20 protein-coding genes are annotated in these 19,916 nt (G+C 40.2%); 17 read left to right on the top strand and 3 right to left on the bottom strand.

Annotated features, from left to right (window positions below):
- Nucleotides 1–150 precede the first annotated feature (150 nt).
- From AUO94_RS04920 to AUO94_RS04870, 11 genes are all read left to right on the top strand, one after another.
- Nucleotides 151–1,242 carry a CdaR family transcriptional regulator gene (locus AUO94_RS04920; RefSeq protein WP_058386176.1) on the top strand — a complete coding sequence of 364 codons (1,092 nt, stop codon included), beginning with the start codon at nt 151–153 and terminating at the stop codon, nt 1,240–1,242.
- 160 nt (nt 1,243–1,402) lie between these two features.
- Nucleotides 1,403–2,806: an FAD-binding oxidoreductase gene (locus AUO94_RS04915; RefSeq protein ID WP_237150175.1), complete on the top strand. Its 1,404-nt coding sequence runs from the start codon at nt 1,403–1,405 to the stop codon at nt 2,804–2,806.
- Nucleotides 2,793–4,115 (top strand): (Fe-S)-binding protein, encoded by a 1,323-nt coding sequence (locus tag AUO94_RS04910; protein ID WP_058386174.1) that lies wholly within the window; start codon nt 2,793–2,795, stop codon nt 4,113–4,115. Before AUO94_RS04915 ends, AUO94_RS04910 begins: the two co-directional genes overlap by 14 nt.
- 11 nt (nt 4,116–4,126) lie before the next feature.
- Nucleotides 4,127–5,149, top strand: coding sequence for a DctP family TRAP transporter solute-binding subunit (locus tag AUO94_RS04905; protein WP_058386173.1), 1,023 nt, complete (start codon nt 4,127–4,129; stop codon nt 5,147–5,149).
- A 143-nt stretch (nt 5,150–5,292) separates the two neighbouring features.
- The gene (locus AUO94_RS04900) at nt 5,293–5,784 is read left to right on the top strand and encodes a TRAP transporter small permease (protein ID WP_058386172.1); all 492 of its coding nucleotides are present in this window, start codon (nt 5,293–5,295) and stop codon (nt 5,782–5,784) included.
- On the top strand, nt 5,781–7,106 hold the full coding sequence (locus AUO94_RS04895) for a TRAP transporter large permease (protein ID WP_058386171.1): 1,326 nt from the start codon (nt 5,781–5,783) through the stop codon (nt 7,104–7,106). Before AUO94_RS04900 ends, AUO94_RS04895 begins: the two co-directional genes overlap by 4 nt.
- A gap of 19 nt (nt 7,107–7,125) precedes the next feature.
- Nucleotides 7,126–7,866, top strand: coding sequence for an SDR family NAD(P)-dependent oxidoreductase (locus AUO94_RS04890; protein WP_418054997.1), 741 nt, complete (start codon nt 7,126–7,128; stop codon nt 7,864–7,866).
- Nucleotides 7,859–8,344, top strand: a complete 486-nt coding sequence (locus tag AUO94_RS04885) for a PPC domain-containing DNA-binding protein (RefSeq protein ID WP_058386169.1) — start codon at nt 7,859–7,861, stop codon at nt 8,342–8,344. The genes AUO94_RS04890 and AUO94_RS04885 overlap by 8 nt, the downstream gene beginning before the upstream one ends.
- On the top strand, nt 8,345–9,826 hold the full coding sequence (locus AUO94_RS04880; protein WP_058386168.1) for a class I adenylate-forming enzyme family protein: 1,482 nt from the start codon (nt 8,345–8,347) through the stop codon (nt 9,824–9,826).
- Nucleotides 9,823–10,956: a thiolase C-terminal domain-containing protein gene (locus tag AUO94_RS04875; protein ID WP_058386167.1), complete on the top strand. Its 1,134-nt coding sequence runs from the start codon at nt 9,823–9,825 to the stop codon at nt 10,954–10,956. The genes AUO94_RS04880 and AUO94_RS04875 overlap by 4 nt, the downstream gene beginning before the upstream one ends.
- Nucleotides 10,957–10,959: 3 nt before the next feature.
- Nucleotides 10,960–11,262, top strand: coding sequence for a Zn-ribbon domain-containing OB-fold protein (locus tag AUO94_RS04870; protein WP_058386166.1), 303 nt, complete (start codon nt 10,960–10,962; stop codon nt 11,260–11,262).
- Nucleotides 11,263–11,320: 58 nt separating this feature from the next.
- Here AUO94_RS04870 and AUO94_RS04865 read toward each other — a convergent pair whose 3' ends face one another.
- On the bottom strand, nt 11,321–11,884 hold the full coding sequence (locus tag AUO94_RS04865) for a DUF4256 domain-containing protein (RefSeq protein ID WP_058386165.1): 564 nt from the start codon (nt 11,882–11,884) through the stop codon (nt 11,321–11,323).
- Between the two features lie 232 nt (nt 11,885–12,116).
- On the opposite strand from AUO94_RS04865, the gene efeO reads away from it, so the two are divergent.
- From efeO to AUO94_RS04845, 4 genes are all read left to right on the top strand, one after another.
- Nucleotides 12,117–12,962 (top strand): iron uptake system protein EfeO, encoded by an 846-nt coding sequence (gene efeO / locus AUO94_RS04860; protein ID WP_058386164.1) that lies wholly within the window; start codon nt 12,117–12,119, stop codon nt 12,960–12,962.
- A 5-nt stretch (nt 12,963–12,967) separates the two neighbouring features.
- Nucleotides 12,968–14,242 (top strand): iron uptake transporter deferrochelatase/peroxidase subunit, encoded by a 1,275-nt coding sequence (gene efeB, locus AUO94_RS04855; protein WP_058386163.1) that lies wholly within the window; start codon nt 12,968–12,970, stop codon nt 14,240–14,242.
- Nucleotides 14,217–15,971, top strand: coding sequence for an FTR1 family iron permease (locus tag AUO94_RS04850; protein WP_058386162.1), 1,755 nt, complete (start codon nt 14,217–14,219; stop codon nt 15,969–15,971). The genes efeB and AUO94_RS04850 overlap by 26 nt, the downstream gene beginning before the upstream one ends.
- A 148-nt stretch (nt 15,972–16,119) precedes the next feature.
- Nucleotides 16,120–16,542, top strand: coding sequence for a YybH family protein (locus AUO94_RS04845; protein ID WP_058386161.1), 423 nt, complete (start codon nt 16,120–16,122; stop codon nt 16,540–16,542).
- 57 nt (nt 16,543–16,599) lie between these two features.
- Here AUO94_RS04845 and AUO94_RS04840 read toward each other — a convergent pair whose 3' ends face one another.
- Together AUO94_RS04840 and AUO94_RS04835 are read right to left on the bottom strand one after the other, a co-directional pair.
- A complete protein-coding gene (locus AUO94_RS04840; protein ID WP_058386160.1) occupies nt 16,600–16,989 on the bottom strand; it encodes a hypothetical protein in 390 nt (129 codons plus the stop codon).
- Nucleotides 16,990–17,244: 255 nt separating this feature from the next.
- The gene (locus AUO94_RS04835) at nt 17,245–18,738 is read right to left on the bottom strand and encodes an MDR family MFS transporter (RefSeq protein ID WP_058386159.1); all 1,494 of its coding nucleotides are present in this window, start codon (nt 18,736–18,738) and stop codon (nt 17,245–17,247) included.
- Nucleotides 18,739–19,059: 321 nt separating this feature from the next.
- On the opposite strand from AUO94_RS04835, the gene AUO94_RS04830 reads away from it, so the two are divergent.
- Nucleotides 19,060–19,383, top strand: a complete 324-nt coding sequence (locus AUO94_RS04830) for a DUF3870 domain-containing protein (protein WP_058386158.1) — start codon at nt 19,060–19,062, stop codon at nt 19,381–19,383.
- Between the two features lie 100 nt (nt 19,384–19,483).
- Nucleotides 19,484–19,696, top strand: a complete 213-nt coding sequence (locus AUO94_RS04825; protein ID WP_058386157.1) for a hypothetical protein — start codon at nt 19,484–19,486, stop codon at nt 19,694–19,696.
- Nucleotides 19,697–19,916 lie beyond the last annotated feature (220 nt).

Here is a 19,916-nt window from a genome sequence, read left to right as displayed (position 1 = left end):
TTGTATTTGGTCAATAGAATTCATTATACGTGAAAAAATTTTAAAAATTCAGTTTTAAATTTAAAAAGGGAAATCTTTTTGAATCTGTTAAGCTATATAGGACATATACAGAAAATTCATAAAGTATTTAGGAGTTAGGGGAGATAGGCGATGTTCGACTTTGAAGCATTAAGTTCTCAAATTGTAGAGGAACTAACTTCGTTGATTGATAAACATGTAATTGTTACCGATAAAAACGGATTTATTATTGCAAGTACAGATGCTAATCGCTTGAATTCTTATCACGAGGGTGCTGCCATTTCGATGAGAAATCAGCAAGAGTTTCATTTGACTACTGAAATGAGTAATCAATTACGTGGAGTACGACCGGGTATTGTTATGCCAATTATTGTTTCGGGGACACCAATTGGAGTTCTCGGAATTACAGGCAAGCCGACTGAAGTAGAGAAATATGCGAAGCTCGTAAGAAAAGTTGTAGAGCTTTTCATTACGGATTCTATTTCAAGAGAAGAGAAAGAGCGGGGCATTCGAGAAATTGAATTCTTTTTCTTTGATTTGGTAACGACAAATTCACCTAAAGAGGTTATTGAAGATCGTGCACGAATGATTAATATTGACAGTTCTCTGTATCGCCGAGTTGCGGTAATCCAAACATACCAGCAACTTGAAGTTACAGATGTAGAAGGTCTATTGAAAATCCAGACAATCCATCCAGAATTGAAGATTATTCGCTGGGGGATGGAAAAATTGGTCCTGTTAATGCCAGATATTAAAAAAGAAAAAATGATAGAGGGATTAAATAGTTTATCAATAAAAATTCAAAAAAAAATACGACAAAAATTACCGATTGGCATAGGCAACTTTAATAGCTTTGAGCATTTAAAAGAATCATTCAGTCAAGCGGAAACTGCACTTTTAGTATCTGAAAGACAAGAAAAAATAGTGTTTGAGGAAGATCTAAAGTTAGAATTGCTTTATTACTCGATCCGGGAAGAAGTTCAAGAGGAGTTTTTAAAGCGCACAATCGAACCACTGCTGAAAGAAGATGAGTTAATGCTGAGTTTGGAAACATGGCTTCAACGAAAGAATTCTCTTCAAGATGTAGCGGACGAACTGCACATTCATAAAAATACGTTGATTTATAGATTGAACAAAATACAAGCAATATTAAAGTTAAATTTGAATGACATGAATGATTTAGTAATTGTTTATACAGCGATTCGCCTTTATAGAAAAAAATGACTCTCTGACTTTTAGTCAGGGAGTCATTTGGTTTTTTGTACAAAAAATATGACGGATTTGTGTCTAACTTTGGTTGAAAGGACATAGAAGAAAGAACAGTTAGAATATTATAATTATAAAAAGAGATGAGATGAAAGTGGTGAGAAACGTGGGGCTTGAGATGAAGAACTCTTTCCTATCGATAGTTGGAGTAGAAAACGTAAAATATTCGCAAGCTCATATGCTTGCCTATTCCTACGACGCAACGGCAAATTTCCAAGCGATGCCCGACTTGGTGTTATCGCCTAGAAGTACACAAGAGATTGTAGAAATTGTGAAGATTTGTGCAAAAGAACAAATTCCGATTGTACCAAGAGGATCGGGAACAAACTTAGCTGCAGGCACTGTTCCCACTCAAGGTGGTATCGTGCTGTTGTTTAATAATATGAGTGAAATTTTAGAACTAGACAAAGAAAATTTAACAGTTACTGTACAGCCAGGCGTCATTACGCAAGATTTAAGTAATTATGTCGAAAGCAACGGATTGTTCTATCCTCCTGATCCAAGTTCGATGAAGATTTCTACAATCGGTGGCAATGTTAGTGAAAATTCAGGTGGACTAAGAGGACTAAAATACGGTGTAACGAAAGACTATGTGAAAGCGCTTACTGTTGTTACACCCGCTGGAGAAGTAATGAAACTCGGAGGGAAACTTGCGAAAGACGTGGCAGGCTACGACTTGTTATCTTTGCTAGTAGGTTCTGAAGGAACTCTCGGAGTCATTACAGAAATTACGTTAAAGCTAATTCCGCTACCTATCGCTAAGAAAACAGGAATTGCTTATTTCAACTCATTAGAGGACGCTGCAGAAACAGTATCAGCCATTATCGCAAATCGGATTATTCCAGTGACGCTTGAATTTATGGACAAAGGGACAATCGGTGCTGTGGAAGATTTTATGAAGATCGGTCTACCACGTGAAGCTGAGGCCATGCTATTGATGGAGCAAGATGGGAACGATAAGCAAGTAGATGAAGATATTCAAAAAATGATTGCCATAGCAAAAGAGAACGGAGCAACTTCCGCAATTTTAGCAGCTTCAGAAGAAGAGTCAGATATTTTGAAAACAGGAAGAAGAGCTGCACTTTCTGCTTTATCTCGAAAACGCCCTACTACTATCTTAGAAGATGCAACAGTCCCACGCTCTGAAATCGCGAAAATGGTTAAAGCGATACAAGAAATTGCACTAAAGCATGATTTGCAGATTAGTACATTTGGTCATGCTGGTGATGGCAATCTGCACCCAACTTGCTTAACGGATGTCCGAGATCAAGAAGAAATGGCAAGAGTTGAAAAGGCGTTAGAAGAAATATTTCAAGTAGCGATTGAGTTAGGCGGAACAATAACAGGTGAGCATGGCGTTGGAGAAATGAAAGCGCCTTATCTTGAATGGAAGCTTGGAACTGTTGGCATGAACTTGATGCGAACGATTAAACAGTCAATCGATCCGCAAAACATTATGAACCCAGGTAAGATTTTTGCAAAAGAAACAAAGAAAAGGCTGGTGATTCATGGTGGTAACTGAATTGCAGCAGCGGATGCAAGAATCGTTTAAGGACAATGTCGATGAAGAGTATTTGATGGACTGCATGCGCTGCGGCTTTTGCTTACCAGCCTGTCCAACATACTTAGTAACAAACAAAGATGAAATTCACTCGCCACGTGGTCGTATCGCCTTAATGAAAGGGATGCGAGACGGTGATGTGGTATGGGACGGTTCGGTAGAAGAGTCATTTGACATGTGTCTTGGATGTCGAGCTTGTGAGCCTGCTTGTCCTGCGGGAGTTCAATATGGCGTGTTACTTGAAGAAACTCGCGTTGCGATTGAACAAGTAAAGACCAAATCAGTCGTAGAAAAAGCTGTTCGAAAATCCACTTTTGATGGCGTATTCGCAGATCAAAAGAAAATGGCAGGAGCGGTAAAGCTTGTTCAGTTTTACCAAAAAAGCGGCTTACAAACCGTGACACGTAAAATTGGGTTTTTAAATCTATTTCCACCATTTATGAAAGAAATGGAAGCTGTACTTCCAGCAATTGAATCGAAGAAAAAAAGAGCAACCCCATCTGAACCAAAAACAACAACCGTTGCATTTTTTACAGGTTGTTTGATGGATACCCTTTTTCAAGAAACCAACCGTAAGACCATTGAATTACTTGAATCACTCGGAGTAGATGTAATGATTCCAAAAGAACAACAATGTTGCGGGGCTTTGCATGGTCATAGCGGAGAGTTGGAAAAAGGGCTGCGCAATGCTAGGACGAATGTTGATGCATTCGATTCGGACAGCTTCGACTTTATCGTCAATAATGCAGGTGGCTGTGGTGCTTTCTTAAGTGAATATGAAAAACACCTGCAATCTGATACAGCATATGCTGAAAAAACAACTCGATTTTCAAGAAAGATGATTGATATTTCGTCGTTATTAGTAAAACTTGGCTTGAATGAGCGTCTAAAAGAAATTCAAGTAGAAAGCAAAGCGATTGTAACTTATCAAGATTCTTGTCATTTACGCAATGTAAATAAAGTGTTTTTAGAGCCACGTACTCTTTTACAAGATGCACCTGGCTTTGAATATAAAGAATTGATCGACGCTGGGAGCTGTTGTGGATCTGCAGGTATATATAATATTCTGCAGCCTGAAATGGCAAAGAAAATACTCGACTTAAAAATGAAAGGAGTGAAAGAGTTGCAACCCGCCAAGGTTGTGACATCCAATCCAGGGTGTTTGATGCAAATGCAAGTAGGTATTCAGCGTGAAGGATTAGAAAAAGAGATGCAGGCAGTGCACATTGTTGATTTTTTGTATGATGCGATTTACAAAAACCAAAATTAGGGGTGGAGAGAATGTTGAAGAAAAAAATGAGTATGGCGGTACTTGGGTTATCAGCAGTTTTAGTATTAGGAGCATGCGGTTCAAACGAAGCTGAAAGTAGTGAAGGTTCGGAAGCAAAAGATTATGACTTAAAAATGTCGGTAACGGTTTCAGATTCTTCAACTTGGTATGAAGCAGCTGAAAAACTCAAAGAAGATCTTGCTAAAGAATCAGATGGACGCATTAACCTAGAATTATTCGCAAATGAGCAATTATCGGGTGGAGATTCAGGTAAAGCGGTAGAAAGTTTAGCAAAAGGTTCAATTGATCTGACTTTTAACTCTACAATTATTTATTCTATTTTGGATGATCGTTTCGGTGTAGCTAGTGCGCCGTTCCTATTCAATAATACGGATGAAGTTGATCCTGTATTTGCTGGAGAAGGCGGAGAAATGTTTAAGGAAATTTTAGCTGAAAAAGGCGTTCAGGCACTTGGCTACGGTGAAAATGGTTTCCGTCAATTGACAAATAGTAAATTGGAAATCAAGAACCCTGAAGATTTAAAAGGCTTAAAAATCCGTATTCCTGGCATCACAATGTATACAGACCTTTACCGCGAGTTAGGAACAGATCCACAGACGATGACCTTCTCTGAAGTATTTACAGCGCTGCAGCAAGGAACAATCGATGGACAGGAAAATCCGATTGATGTTATTTCATCTTCTAAATTACAAGAAGTTCAAGATTATATGACACTTTGGAATTACTCATATGATCCACTCGTGCTTGGGATGAACAAAGAACTTTATGACTCCATGAGTGATGAAGACAAAGAATTATTTGATCGTCTAGGTAAGGAAGCCGCAGCTTACCAAGTTGAAATTGCACGTGAAAAAGAAACGACTCAAATTGCAGATCTAGAAGCTGCAGGTATGCAAATTTACACGCCAACTGAAGAAGAAATTGCTCAATTTAAAGAAGCTTCAAATCCGATTTACGATAAATACACGGATATCTGGGGTGCAGATTTACTAAAAGCATTCCAAGGAGAGTAAAACATAACTCAATATAACAGGGGAAACTTTTACTAGAAAGTCATTGGGTTTAATGTATTTATAATAGTTACAGGGCTTCTTCGAATTCAGATGAAGGAGCCCTGTCACCTGTTATAAAGTCAGGATACGGGGAGGGTACTGTATTGAAAATTTTAAATTATTTTGAAGAAGTTATTTTATTTCTGGCTTTCTTAACAATGACCATTATTGCATTTTCAAATATTGTGGCACGAAACATGGCTAGCTTATCGCTTTCATTTACTGAAGAAATTACGATTAATCTTTTTGTGCTACTTACATTTGTAGGAACAGCAGTCGGTGTCCGTCGCTATGGACATCTTGGATTTACGTTGATTTTTGATCATATGAATCCGCTTTTCAGAAAAGTCTTTATTGTCTTTTCAACTTTGATGAGTTTAATCTTGTTTGGTGTTTTGCTTTGGTACGGCCTTCAAATGGTCATGTTCCAAATGGATATGGGTCAGAAAACGCCCTCTTTAGGTTGGCCACAATGGATCTTATCTTCTGCACTCCCAATTGGTGCTTTCCTTTGCGTCATAAGAACCATTCAAGTGGGCATTGAAGAGTTGAAATTAGAAAAGCATTCGGTGAATAAAGGAGATGAGGCAGTATGATTGCTTTGGTGTTATTTGGATTATTCTTCTTATTGGTCTTCTTGCGTGTTCCGATTGCGATTTCACTTGGTGTTTCTTCTATTATTGTGCTCGTCTCATCAAGTGGCATTTTTGGCTTAGAGATGGTCACAGATATTATGTACACGAGTGTCGCGAAATTCACATTACTAGCTATACCATTCTTCATATTAGCAGGGGTCATTATGGAGCATGTAGGAATCTCTAAACGACTGATTGATTTTGCGCAGACATTAGTTGGCCACCGTAAAAGTGGAATTGTGTTAGTTACAGTTATTGTCGCTGTTTTCTTTGCTGCTATATCTGGCTCCGGTCCGGCTACTGTTGCAGCAATTGGAGGTATCCTGATTCCCGCAATGATCAAGAACGGCTACAAAAAAGAAACTGCCGGAGCCTTAGTTGCGAGTTCGGGAGCGATCGGAATTGTTATTCCACCAAGTATTGCGTTCATCGTATTCGCAGTTGTAGCAGGAGATCAAATTCCTGTAACGATCAATCGATTATTTATGGCTGGTGTTGTTCCAGGGATTTTAATGGGAGTTGCTTTTGTTATTGCCGCGCTTGTCGTACGTTCACGACAAGAAAAACGTGGAGAATTCATTTTGCCAGAAGGTGTAGAAATTAGAAAAGCTACAGGGAAAGAACGGTGGGATGCTTTTGTTGGTGCATTTCCTGGCCTGATGATTCCTGTTATTATTTTAGGCGGTATTTATGGCGGATTCTTCACCCCCACTGAAGCTGCAGTTGTAGCGGTCGTTTATGGCTTACTTGTTGGAATGGTCGTCAACCGAAAAGATACATTCAAGAAAATGTATCGAATTTTTATCGAAGCAGCCGTACAGACAGCGGTCGTTATGATCATTGTTAGTGCTGCATCGGTCTTTGCGTATATTGTGACTACTGAACAAATTGCGCGCGATATTTCAGATGGCATTATGGGCTTGACAAGTAATCCAATTCTTATTTTATTGTTAATCAACGTCTTGCTACTAATTGCCGGTGCGTTTATCGATGCTATTTCAGCTTATTATATTTTTGTTCCAATTTTATTGCCAATCATTATCTTTTTAGAAGTAGATCCAGCCGTATTCGGCGTCATCATGACCGTCAACTTAGCAATTGGATTATTTACACCTCCTGTTGGTTTGAATCTATACGTTGCTGCTGGGATTTCTGGGACCAATATCGTCGAAATTTCACGAGGAGTTGTACCATTTATCGTTGCGGCAATTGTTGTACTGATGTTAGTTACATATATTCCGCAAATTTCTACATTTTTACCTGACTTACTAAATGTAAAATAAGGGGATGAATAAGTTGAGAATGCAAAATGAAGTAGCGATTATAACAGGCGCGGCAAGTGGAATTGGACAAGAAGTAGCGATTCAAATGGCAAAAGAAGGTGCCCGTGTCGTTTTGGTGGATTTGAATTCATGTGACAAGACAATTGCGTTATTGGGTGAAGCTGAGTATTTGGAATGTCTAGGAGATATTAGAGAACCAGAGTTTGTCAAAGCTGTCATCAATCGGACGATTGAAAAATACCACGAAATCCATGTGCTAGTAAATAATGCAGGTACGTGTAGTCGCTTAAATTTGGAAGATATGACAATTGAGATGTGGGACAGAGATTTAGATACCAATCTAAAAGCGACCTTCTTATTTACACAAGCAGTTGTTTATCCACATATGAAAGAAGGTGGATATGGGCGAATCGTCAATATTAGCTCAGTATCAGGAATCAACGGTGGTGTAGTATCTGGTGGTGAAAAAAATGGTCGTTCAGGACCTGCATATTCAGCGTCAAAAGGTGGCGTTATTGCTTTAACCAAATGGGTAGCAAAAGAGGTGGGTAAATACGGCATTACCTGTAACTCAGTTGCTCCTGGTGCCACGTTAACTGGTATTACAGCTGGTGTGCCATATGACACGAGTCAACAAGTAATCGATCGCATGGGCGAATCACGAGATATTGCGAATGCAGTCATGTACTTTGCTACAAAAGAAGCCAGCTATACAACTTCTCAAGTGCTTAAAGTTGATGGAGGGATTAGCATTGGATAATCTTCGCATCCAAGCTGTCTTCGATGAAGCATCTCATCGAATTGCAGGTCGATTAATGAAAGATGTCGATTTGTTTGAAGGGATTAAGGAAGTATGTCGTTATTATGATGTGGAGTCCGCCCATTTTCAATGTTTTGGATCACTGCAATATGCAACATTTGTCCAAATGGAGCGTGGCGATGAAGAAGGCTCTGTTCGTTACTCAGAGAAAATTCGCTCCACGTCTCCAGTTGAATTATTGTCTGGATCTGGCTTTATAGGATATGGAGAAGATAGAGAGCTCGATATTCATTTTCATGGCATGATGATTGACTGCGATCGCCAAATTAATGGTGGCCATTTCTTGAATGGGGAAAACCCGGTAGCGGTCACGATCGAATATGTAATTTTTCCGATTAACGGAGTTGGTATGCAACGTGGAGTTGATCCTCACTGGGGTTTGCCCGTATTTCAATTTTCAAAAAGGAGTGGCTCATAAATGGAAACTTTAGGACAGTTAGCAGTCAGGTCAGCACATGCTTATCCGAACAAAATCGCAGTAAAAGATGATAAACGTTCATTCACCTATAAAGAGTTTTTAGCTCGTGCCAATGCGTTGGCCGCATTTTTTCATGCATCAGGTTTTAGAAAAGGTGATCGTATCGGAATTTTGATGTCGAATCGACTTGAACATATTGAGTTGGATGTAGCTGTAGCACTAACAGGACTCGTTAAAGTCCCTCTGAATTATCGTCTTCATCCAAAAGAGCATAAGTATATGATTGATGATTCACAGTTGAGTTTGTTGATTGGAGAAAAAAATCTACTCGATACAGTCGATAAAACTGTGCCCTTTTTATACATGAATCGTGACTTTGAAGAAACAATTTCGCAGTTTACTGGACAGTCATTTGTTGAAAAAGTAGATGAAGACGATTTGTTCGCCATTATGTATACATCTGGAACTACGGGGAATCCAAAAGGCGTCATGTTGTCGCATCGCAATATCATTGCTGGGGCACTGTCGTTATCTCAAGTATGCGAAGTCGACTATAACGATATTATTGGTCACGTCGCGCCTTTGACACACGGGGCTAACTTTTTGAGTCACGTCGCTTGGCTGTTTGGTTTGACACAAGTCGTTTATAACAAATTCGAACCAGAAGAATTCTTAGACGTTCTAGTAGAAGATAATATTTCAGTTCTATTTTTAGTTCCGACAATGGTCAACTTGATGATTCAGCATCCTAAGTTTGACGCCTCAAAATTAGCGACAGTCAAATCAATCAATATGGCAGGTTCTCCAATTGCTGCTAGTAAACTACAAGAAGCGTTAGATAAAGCGGGCAATATCTTCGTAGAAACGTATGGACAAGTAGAAGCTCCGATGTGTATCACAATGATGCCACGCAATGAAATCCATGAACATTTGGATTCTTGTGGAAGAATTGGTGTGTTTGTTGATGTAAAAATAGTGGATGACGAAGGCAACGAAGTTCCGTACGGCGAAGTCGGTGAGATTATTGCAAAAGGTTCGCTTGTCATGCAAGGCTACTGGAATAATGAGAAGGCGACCAATGAAACGTTAAAAGATGGATGGTTGCATACGGGGGATTTAGGCAAGCGAGATGAATTTGGCTATGTCTATATTGTAGATCGCAAAAAAGACGTTATTATCTCGGGTGGCGTGAATATTTATCCGCGTGAAGTAGAAGAAGTTTTGAACTTGCATAAAGGTGTTAAAGAGACATGCGTCATTGGAATACCCGATGATAAATGGGGAGAAAGCGTCATCGCTTTTGTTGTACCAAATGGAAGAGAAGAAGTCACAGTTGATCAGCTGATTGTGCTGTGTAAAGAAAATTTAGCTAGTTTCAAAAAGCCAAAAGAAGTATTTATTGTGGACGAATTACCGAAAAGTTCGTATGGAAAAATATTGAAACGTGAAATGAAAACTCAACATGAGGAGGTGAGCAAATGACGAATGTTTATATTCATGGAATCGGGATGACGAAATTCGGGAAATCAGCGTCTTCGCTGAAAGAATTATTAGTAGAAGCGAGTGCTGAAGCGTTAATTGATGCAGGGAGACCAAAGATAGATGCTATATTCGTAGGTAACTTTATGGGGGGGAGCATTGCCAACCAAGAAATCTTAGGAGCAATCGTTGCAAATGAACTAGGGCTTGGTTATATTCCTTCAACTAAAGTCGAAGGAGCTTGTGCATCAGGCGGTATTGCTTTCCGTCAAGGATTGCTAGGTATTATGAGCGGCGAATACGATACAGTTTTAGTAGCGGGTGTTGAAAAGATGAAACATGCTTCTACACCAGACGTCACGCAGGCGATTAATGCGGCAATGGATACAACGACAACTGAAAAGCATGCTGGATTAACGTTTCCGGGATTTTTCGGCGTGCTAGCAAACCGTTATTTTTACGAAACAGGTGCAACCAAAGAACATTTGGCACAAGTGGCGTTGAAAAATCGTCAAAATGCTGTGAATAATCCGTTAGCGCAATTTTTAAAACCAACTTCAATAGAAGAAATTATGGGGGCACGAATGATTACAGATCCACTTGGCTTGTTTGATTGCTCGCCAATGACAGACGGAGCTTCGGCAATTGTCATTTCACGTAAAAAATCTCCAATCTATGTGAGAGCATCGTCACAAGTTTCAGGACCTACAAAAATGCAGGATGTCAGTAATTTACTATCGCTGCCAGCAATCGGTGAATCTGGACGTATTGCTTATGAAAAAGCAGGTGTCAGCCCAGGAGATATCGATGTGATAGAAATTCACGATTGTTTCTCAATGACCGAAATCATTGCAACAGAAGAACTTGGATTTTTTAACCGCTTGGAAGGATGGAAAGCTATCGAAGAAGGGCGTACAAAAGTGACTGGCGATAAGCCGGTAAATACAAGTGGGGGCTTATTGTCCAGAGGTCATCCAATAGGCGCAACAGGTATCGCGCAGATTTATCAACTTGTACGTCAATTGCGTGGAACTGCGGCTAATCAACTAGATAGAACATCTCGTCTCGCATTGGCACAAAATTTGGGTGGAACAGGTTCTTACTCAACTGTCCATATTTTAGAAAGGGTGTAATGCATGAAAATTTACTCTTGTTGCGGCACTGAATCTATTACAAAAAAATATTTCTGTTCAGAATGTGGTGGATCTACATTCGAAGAAAAAGAAGTATCTGACGCAGGAACCGTCTATAGCTACACCAAAATTCACATCGCACCTGCTGAATTCGCAGATATTGCACCTTATAATGTAGTATTAGTTGCTTTAGATGAAGCCAATGCTAAAGTGACAACGCGTATCGAAAAAGACGTAGAGATCGGGGACAAAGTAAGTTTGGACCGAATTGAAAATGAAGCCTATATTTATAAGCGAATTTCATAAAAATGCAAAAACCTTCCAGTAGGACACATTGTGCCTACTGGAAGGTTTTTGCATTTAGTTAAACTCTCAAAAACCCTCTAAATCCTCTTGCTCCGTAATACGAGTCCGCACCGTTATGGTACAAAAAGACTTGTCCATAGCGGAAATCACAGAACAGAGCGCCGCCGAGATCGCGGATTTCTTTAGGTGTCAGAACCCAGCTTGATGTTTTCAAATCAAAGCTACCGTGTTTTTGCAATACCCGGTATTGATCTTCAGACAGCAGTTCAATACCCATAGCAGTAGCCATTGACAGAGCATTGTTGTCAGGTTTGTTTTTCTTTCTAGCATCCAATGCCTTTTGATCATAGCAAATACTTCGGCGACCACTCGGGCTTTCTGGTGAACAGTCGTAAAAGACATAATTGCTTGTTGTCTCATCAAACTCTAGGACGTCTGGTTCTCCGCCAGTTCGCTCCATTTCGTGTAGTGACCAAAGCTTGTCAGGCTGGGTTTCCAGCTTTTTCTGGATTTCGTCCCACTGCATCCACTCGTGACGCTGGATATTTTCTTCGAAACGGATTTTCAGCGTACCGAGTAGTTCTTCTCGCTGTTCAGCTGTTAATGCATTTTTCTTAGCCATGCGCTTTCCTCCTGTCGTTCTCGACGTTCTACAAACTGACTTTTATTAAATTATGCACGGTTTTGAATAGCTAAGCAACTGGCACTCTTATGTAAGGAGAGAAAAGAGGGGTTACAATATTTCTTTGTAAGAGTTGTAGCTCTGTCACTAATATCCATTCAAATCCCATTGACTTTTCATTGATAACGATTATCATTATTAATTAGAAACAAAAGATGAAAGAGGGATATACATGAAAAAAGCTCCGTTTTTACTATCTTCCATATTAATAAGTGCTGCATTAGCAGGATGTGCAGAAAAAGAAGCGAGTTCACAGCCTGAAGTAGCTGCAGAAACGATCGACTTACAAAATGAAGTAGATGCTTATAAACAATTTGCGATTGAGCAAATGAACCAATTTGTAGTAGAAACAGAAAAATTTACAGAAGCTGTGAAAAGCGGGGATATTGAAACTGCGAAAGCGATTTATCCACAAGCACGTATGTATTTCGAGCGATCGGAACCAATTGCAGAAAGTTTTGGCGATTTAGATCCTCGTATTGATGCTCGACTTGCAGATATCGAAGAGGCCGGTCAAGGTGAAGAAGACTGGTCAGGTTACCACAAAATTGAGTACGGCCTATGGGTAGAAAATACAACAGAAGGTTATGAAGAAGTAGCGGATCAATTATTGGTCGATACGAAAGAACTTCGTGCTCGAGTTGAAACGGTAGAAGTGACGCCAGACTTGATGATGACAGGCGCAGTCGATTTGTTGAATGAAGTATCTACTTCGAAAATTACTGGAGAAGAAGAAATATTCTCTCATACAGACTTATATGACTTTCAAGCAAATGTCGAAGGTGCAGAAAAGATTTTCCACATTTTAGAACCTGAAATCGAAAAGAAAGATGCGGCACTTACGGAAGACTTGCAAGCGAAATTCGATGCTTTATATGAGCTATTAGACAAACACGCAACGGGTGAAGATGGTTTTGTTTCTTACGAGGAATTGACTTCTGAAGACACGAAACAATTAGCAGAAGCAGTAAACCAGTTAGGCGAACCACTTAGTCGGATGGGTATCATAATGGAGTGAATGTAATGACTGAAAAAGACGAAAAATGGTTGGAGAAGAAAATTTCAAGACGCCATATGCTGAAAATCACAGGAGCAAGTGCAGCAGGAGCTGCTGTGCTTGCTTCTGGAATGGGTGGCGTGGCAAAAGCTTTTGGCTTTGACATTCTTGATGACGATCAAACGGCTGAAAACAAAGTTTTGTTTTACGGAAAACATCAGTCAGGCATAACAACTGATACCACCACGCACATTTACTTTGCTTCGTTGAATGTATTGGTGGAGTCACAAAGTGAGTTACAGGACTTGTTTAAGATGTGGACTCCTCTGGCCGTACGTTTAATGAACGGAGAACGATTGGAAGAAAGTTCTCAAGGGGTATTTACGCCACCGAAAGACACCGGTGAATCAGCGGGGTTAGATGCTGCTAACTTAACCGTTACGTTTGGCGTTGGCCCATCGTTATTCGACAACAACAAGCTTGGTCTTGGATCTAAGAGACCAACTGAATTGACTGAGCTGCCTCATTTTTCTAAAGACCAAATTGACGATAAATTTGCAGGCGGAGATATTTGTATACAAGCATGCGCTGATGATCCACAAGTCGCGTTTCATGCCGTCCGTAATTTAGTGCGTGCTGCTACAGGAAAAGTGACATTAAAATGGACACAGACAGGATTTACATCGACACCTAAAGTAAAAGATAAAAAAGAAACGCCCCGAAATTTATTTGCCTTTAAAGATGGAACCGTCAACCCAAGTCCGAAAAGCGCTGCTGATATGAAGGAAGTTGTATGGGTGCAACCTAATGAATCAACAGGCTGGATGACTAACGGAACTTATTTAGTCGTCCGCAAAATTCAGATGCATTTAGAGACATGGGATCGAACTTCATTGCAAGGACAAGAAGCAACTTTTGGAAGACATCGTGACAGCGGCGCTCCAATTGGTAAAAAGAAAGAATTTGACGAAGTCGATTTAAATGCGAAAGATGCTAGTGGCAATCCGCATATTCCGGCCGACTCACATATGGCACTTGCGCGAAAAGTGAAAGATCGGATTTTGAGAAGAGGCTTTTCTTATTCCAGTGGATTGATCGATGAAACAGGCGCATATGATGCAGGCTTATTATTCATTTCGTTTCAGAAAAATCCAAAGCAGTTTATCAATATTCAAAATGCATTAGGACGTGCGGATAAACTGAATGAATATATTACCCATCGAGGTAGCGGTATTTTCGCTTGCTTCCCTGGTATACAAAAAGGGAGCTATATTGGTGAGAAACTTTTTAACGTACTTTAAAATTCTTCTACTAGCGATTGTATTACTATTGGTTCCGGCTCATAATCATGCTTCTGCCGAACAATCTTTTGGTCTTTTCTATGTTTCGATTACCGACGCGATTATGAGCACTCAAAATGATGATGATGTAAAAGCTGTTGAAGCCATTGAAGATTTTCAAAAAGAATGGCAACAGCTAAGTGTTACGGAAGGGGAGGAATCCCAAGCAGTAACGAACTCGCTTGAAAAAGCTTTGGTTGCAACAACCAGTGAAGAGCGATTAACTGCATTAACCGGACTATCAAAAGCACTGACTGCCTACGAAAAAGCTGAAAACCCCGTTGACGAAAAAGCGGGACGAGAGGATTTTTTGCAAGCAATAGAGCCATTTGTCGTTGACTTAAAAACAGCAGTCGATTCTGGAAACACACAAGAAATTCAAGATGCGTATTCAGTTTTTCTGGGGGGTTGGTCGAAAAATGAGCGAGTTGTTCAAGAGCAGAGCATTGCAGCCTATGGGCAAGTAGAAACACAAATGTCCTTTATGCGGATTTCTTTAGCTGAAGATAATCTTGATGTTGCGGCATTTAGTGAGCAGGTTGAAGCACTTGATCAAACGATTCAAAATTTTGCTGCTGGAAAAATAAAAGAATCAACTGCAACGACTACTTATTCTTTAGCAACTTTGATTGGCTTGTTAGAAAAAAGTGAAGCTTCTATTGAAGAAAAAGAGTTTGACCAAGCTGCAGAGGCGTTGAAGAAATTCATCACAATTTGGCCAAGTGTCGAAGGCGAAATTCGCACAAAAAACGCCGGCTTGTACAGCGAAATTGAAGCGGAACTCCCTCTTCTTGTGAGTGATTTGACCCGTGACGAAGTACAAGTTTCTGCAGTTGTTGAGAAGATTGCTTCTTTAAAACAACAAATCAATTTTATCCAACAAGATACGGAATACAGTTTTTGGGACTCTGCCTTGATCTTGTTACGTGAAGGATTAGAAGCGTTGCTCATTATTTCTGCGTTGATTGCGTTCTTGAAAAAAGCGGGTCAGCAACATATGCAGCATTATGTCTATATCGGAGCGGCAGCGGGCATTGCGGTGAGTATCCTTGCTGCAGTATTGATGTCTACGCTGCTTCAGTCCGGAACCATTGATGCCAGTCGCGAAGTGATGGAAGGCTATATCGGCCTACTCGCGGCAGCGATGATGCTAGGTGTTGGTGTATGGCTTCACAGGAAATCGACTGTCACTGCATGGAATCAATACATTGCAAAACAAATGAACCAAGCGTTATCCACACAAAGCGTTTTGGCCATGACGGTCTTGAGTTTTTTGACGGTATTTAGAGAAGGGGCAGAAACGGTCGTGTTTTATATGGGCATTGCACCGAAAATGTCGACCTTCGATTTTAGTTTGGGAATCGTCCTTGCGCTACTGATACTAGTAGCAGCAGCTTTCTTTTTTGCAAAAGCCAGTAAAAAGATCCCGATGCACTTATTTTTTGGTGTAGCAACTGTCTTCATTTACCTGTTAGCATTTAAAATTATTGGCGCGAGTATTCATACCTTGCAATTAACCAATGTGTTGCCAACTCATATTCTTGCTGATTTGCCTGTCATTAACGTCATCGGATTTTATCCGTCTGTAGAAACGCTGAGCGGTCAGTTGGTATTGGTCATACTGATTGTAGCGACCATACTTTATAAAAAGAACGCAGCTAAAACTAGCAATGTAGCAGTAGAAGGGTGATTACACCCACGAAATTCCTCTAAGGAAGTTCGTGGGTTTTTTTGTGCTTGAAAAGATGATTTTACGCAAAGTAAACTGATCCATGCAGGACATTTTACTGAATTTAGCGAAAGATACTAACTAGAAAACGAACTAGAGGAGGGGCTTTATGTTCACTGATGTTCAAGATGTACTTCAAAACTACCGGGATGCTGTTTACGAGCAAGATGTAGAGAAATTCCTTTTAAGCTATGCACCAAATGTTCATGTTTTTGATTGCTGGGAAGAGTGGGAATACCATGGAATAGAGCAGTGGAGTACGATGGTGACAGAATGGTTTCGTAGATTGGCTGAAGAAGAGATGAAGCTTGGGGTAGAAATTCACAAAGAAGTAGGAAAAGAAAATGCAGAAATGGCTTATGTTCATGGCTCTGTTAGCTTTGCAGCTTTAGACCAGACAGGTAAGGAATTGAGAAAGATGAGCAATCGGTTTACTTTTGTTATGGAAAAAATAGACGATTCTTGGCGTATTGTTCATGAACATTCGTCGCTGCCGATTGACATGGAAAGTGGGAAAGCGATTTTTGGATAATCTAAAAATAAAACCCCTGGCAGAAAAACGTGCTTTTCTGCCAGGGGTTTTTGCTTTCTATTCTTTTTCTGTTAAAAAGGTAATGATTAAGAACAGCAAGAATGCGAGCAACAACAAACTGCCACCTACAATGAATAAAATCATGACCAAGGTTTCATTCCAATTAAATGGGTTGATAGTGTATAGCCACATACCCCCAGTAAGCGTGAAAGCTCCAACCATTGCGAGCACACTGTGAATCGCTACTAATTTTTTGAAACGGATGGTATAGACGCGGTAAAAGATACCCCAAGCAAAAACGGACAACCACCCGACAAGCAAGATATGGGCGTGAATTGGGCGCAGGGAATAATCCATTTCACCGGCCATTTGCGAACCAAGAAAAGTGCCAAACAATCCGAAAATAGCTGAAAAGCGTATTAAACGAAGACTCCATGTTTTTTCCAAATTAAAACCTCCAAAAGATAGTTGAGTAAATCAAGCTGTACAAAGGGTGAAGCAAGTGATTTTCTTTGTCTAGTATACCAATGATTTATCTCAAGGGTTGGAAGCTTTGTGGAAATTCACTGTTTTGTCATAGTGTGAGTAGACGAATTTTAGAATGTTCACTAGTGTAAAAAGAGCATTGTTTACTAAAAAATGGTTGTTTTGAGTTCTATTAATAGCGGTGTACTAGTTTAAGTTTCTCAGGTTGTAGCCTTTTTAATCCAACTTATCACTAAGTTTTTCTTTGCTCATCCAAAATGCTGTTAGTAAGGCCAAAGCAGCTGGAACGGTAGCCCAAAAGAAAGTGCTAGCAATAGAAGAAGACAATGCAGCAATCAATTGGTCTGACACTTCAGCTGGAATATTGGCACGTCCTTCAGGAGATAGCAATGCACGAGGATCCCCGGAAAAACTAGCCGCTCCTGCACCAAAACTATCGGTTATGTTGCGTGTGAATAGCTGGCTTTGAACAATACCAAAAACTGTGATCCCGATCGTCATCCCGAATGTACGCAAGAAACTAACAGTAGAGGTTGCGGCACCTCGCTTGCGAACTGAAAATGGATGAATGGCCGCTGACGGAATGACCGAAAACGAAGCGCCGATTCCAAGACCAACTAGGATCATAAATACGACAACCCAAATTCTTGAAGTGTCGACGGACAAAGTGGCCAGTAACGCCATGCCAGCAGTTAGTAAAGCAAGTGTTGGAATGAGGAACGAGCGATACCGGAACTTGGTCATTAAAGCTCCTCCAATAGAAGCGCTAACGACGGAACCGACCATCATTGGTAATAAGACGAATCCTGCATTTGTTGCGTCGCCGCCTTGTACGCCTTGGATGTAGAACGGAATGTAAACAGAAGCAGTAATAAAAGCGGCTCCACTAAAAATGGAAATGAGACCACTTGTTGCAAATAAACGTTCTTTGAACATGCTGAAGTCTATAACCGGTTCATCAGCACGACGCTCTGCAATGATGAAGAGAACAGTTAATCCGATGAAACTCGCAAATAAGCCGAAGCTTTGTGGGGATACCCAAGCAAATTCTTTGCCGCCAAGTTCGACTGCGAACATCAATGACACGACAGCACCGACCAACGTAAAAGCACCGAGCCAGTCAATTTTTTGATTGGAATGCTCGAGTGATTCTTTATAGAAGAATGCGACCATGGCAAAAGCGATTAAGCCAAGTGGAATATTGATGTAGAAAACCCACGTCCAGTCAATGTATTCTGTTATATAAGCACCGAGTAACGGTCCAAAGACACTCGAAATACCGAAAACCGCGCCGAACATGCCACTCATTTTGCCACGGTCTTTTAACGGCACGACATCAAACATAATGGTAAATGCAATCGGCATTAAGGCACCGCCACCGACTCCTTGAATGGCTCGGAAAATAATTAATTCATTAATCGTATCGGCTGTACCGCAAAGAACGGAACCAATCATAAAGACGATCAATCCAAAAATGAAAAATCGTTTGCGTCCATACATATCGGATAATTTACCGAAAATCGGCATGCCGGCCATCTGTGCGACCAAATATGCAGAAGTTACCCAGACGAATTTGTCGACTCCACCGAGTTCACCGACAATGGACGGTAGGGCCGTTGTGACGATCGTATTGTCCATCGCAGCTACCAAAATCGCTAGTAGCAACCCCCCGATTACGACTTTCATATTGCTTTGTTTTGCAGTATTCATAATTCCCACCTGCCATTCTTTGTAAGTTATCTTAAAAGATATTCATAGCATAGTCCTCTAAAAGTAAAAAATCTATATACAAGTACTTGAATAGAAGTAGAAGGAGAGATTTTTAAGTTTTTCATTGAAGAATTGAACGTTTGTATAAATTCATAGTTCATTTGCGTTAGGTATATGACTTTTTAGTAAAAGGACTATTCGCATGTTCTACAGAATAGAGAATAATAGAGACAATCTAGTTTCTGAAAAAAGTCTTGTGTCAGTAACAATATTGAGTTTCAATAAGTGAAACGTTCGAAATAGCAAGGGGGAGAGTTATTGATGAACACACTTTTTATCGCTGGGCATGCAAGACTTCCGGCTGGAATGGCAGCTCAAAATATGTACGAAACGTTAACCATTACTGCAGAAATTGATAAGAAATATAGCGTGATTGTCGCAGCGAGTTGTACGCTGGCCACTACTCATGGACAAGAATTTGTTCATCAGTTACTAAGAGGACATAGCCTACAAGACGGCATTGAAAAACCGCTGGCTGATATCAAAGTCCATTACTTAGGAAAAGCTGGAAATGCGTTAGCTTCTGCTTTGAAAGATTTATATAAGCATTACGAAGGCTATCAAGAAAACTCGCGTTTATTTTGAATTGTTTGGGTGCCTGGCACCAAATCAATTGACGGCGCGTGATTAGTATCGAGCACACAGGGTAAACAACAAGTAAATCTTTGGAATCGGAGTGATCACAATGGCGAGAAAAGGGACAGCAGGAAAAACTCCTGAACAACAATCGGCTCCTTCACAATCGGTAATTGATAAAGCTGTCAAGAAAACAAAAGAAGCGTTCGACAGCGACAGTGAGGCGACTAATTACGAAGACGCTACAGATGAAATGGAGAAAGCGAAAGATTATTCTAAAGAGGCGCCCCATAAACGAAATGGAGAAAACCGGACTATTTAGTTAGTCTGGAGAAAGTGGTGAATAGTCAGATTAATCACTCTTTTCGATTTACAAACCCTGTGTTCTGTATTACAGTGATACTAAGAGTCGTGTTAAAACGTTACAGCGTTTATCTCGCACGATCTGTACGATACGAAAAAAATTATGCTGCCTAGTCTGCTGAAATTTCTTTTCAGGAGTTTCATACGTAGATAAAAGCCAGTCCATTCAGACAAGCAGT

Source organism: Planococcus kocurii (assembly GCF_001465835.2).
In the GTDB taxonomy this organism is placed as follows: domain Bacteria; phylum Bacillota; class Bacilli; order Bacillales_A; family Planococcaceae; genus Planococcus; species Planococcus kocurii.
This window is presented reverse-complemented; position numbering and strand designations above follow the sequence as displayed.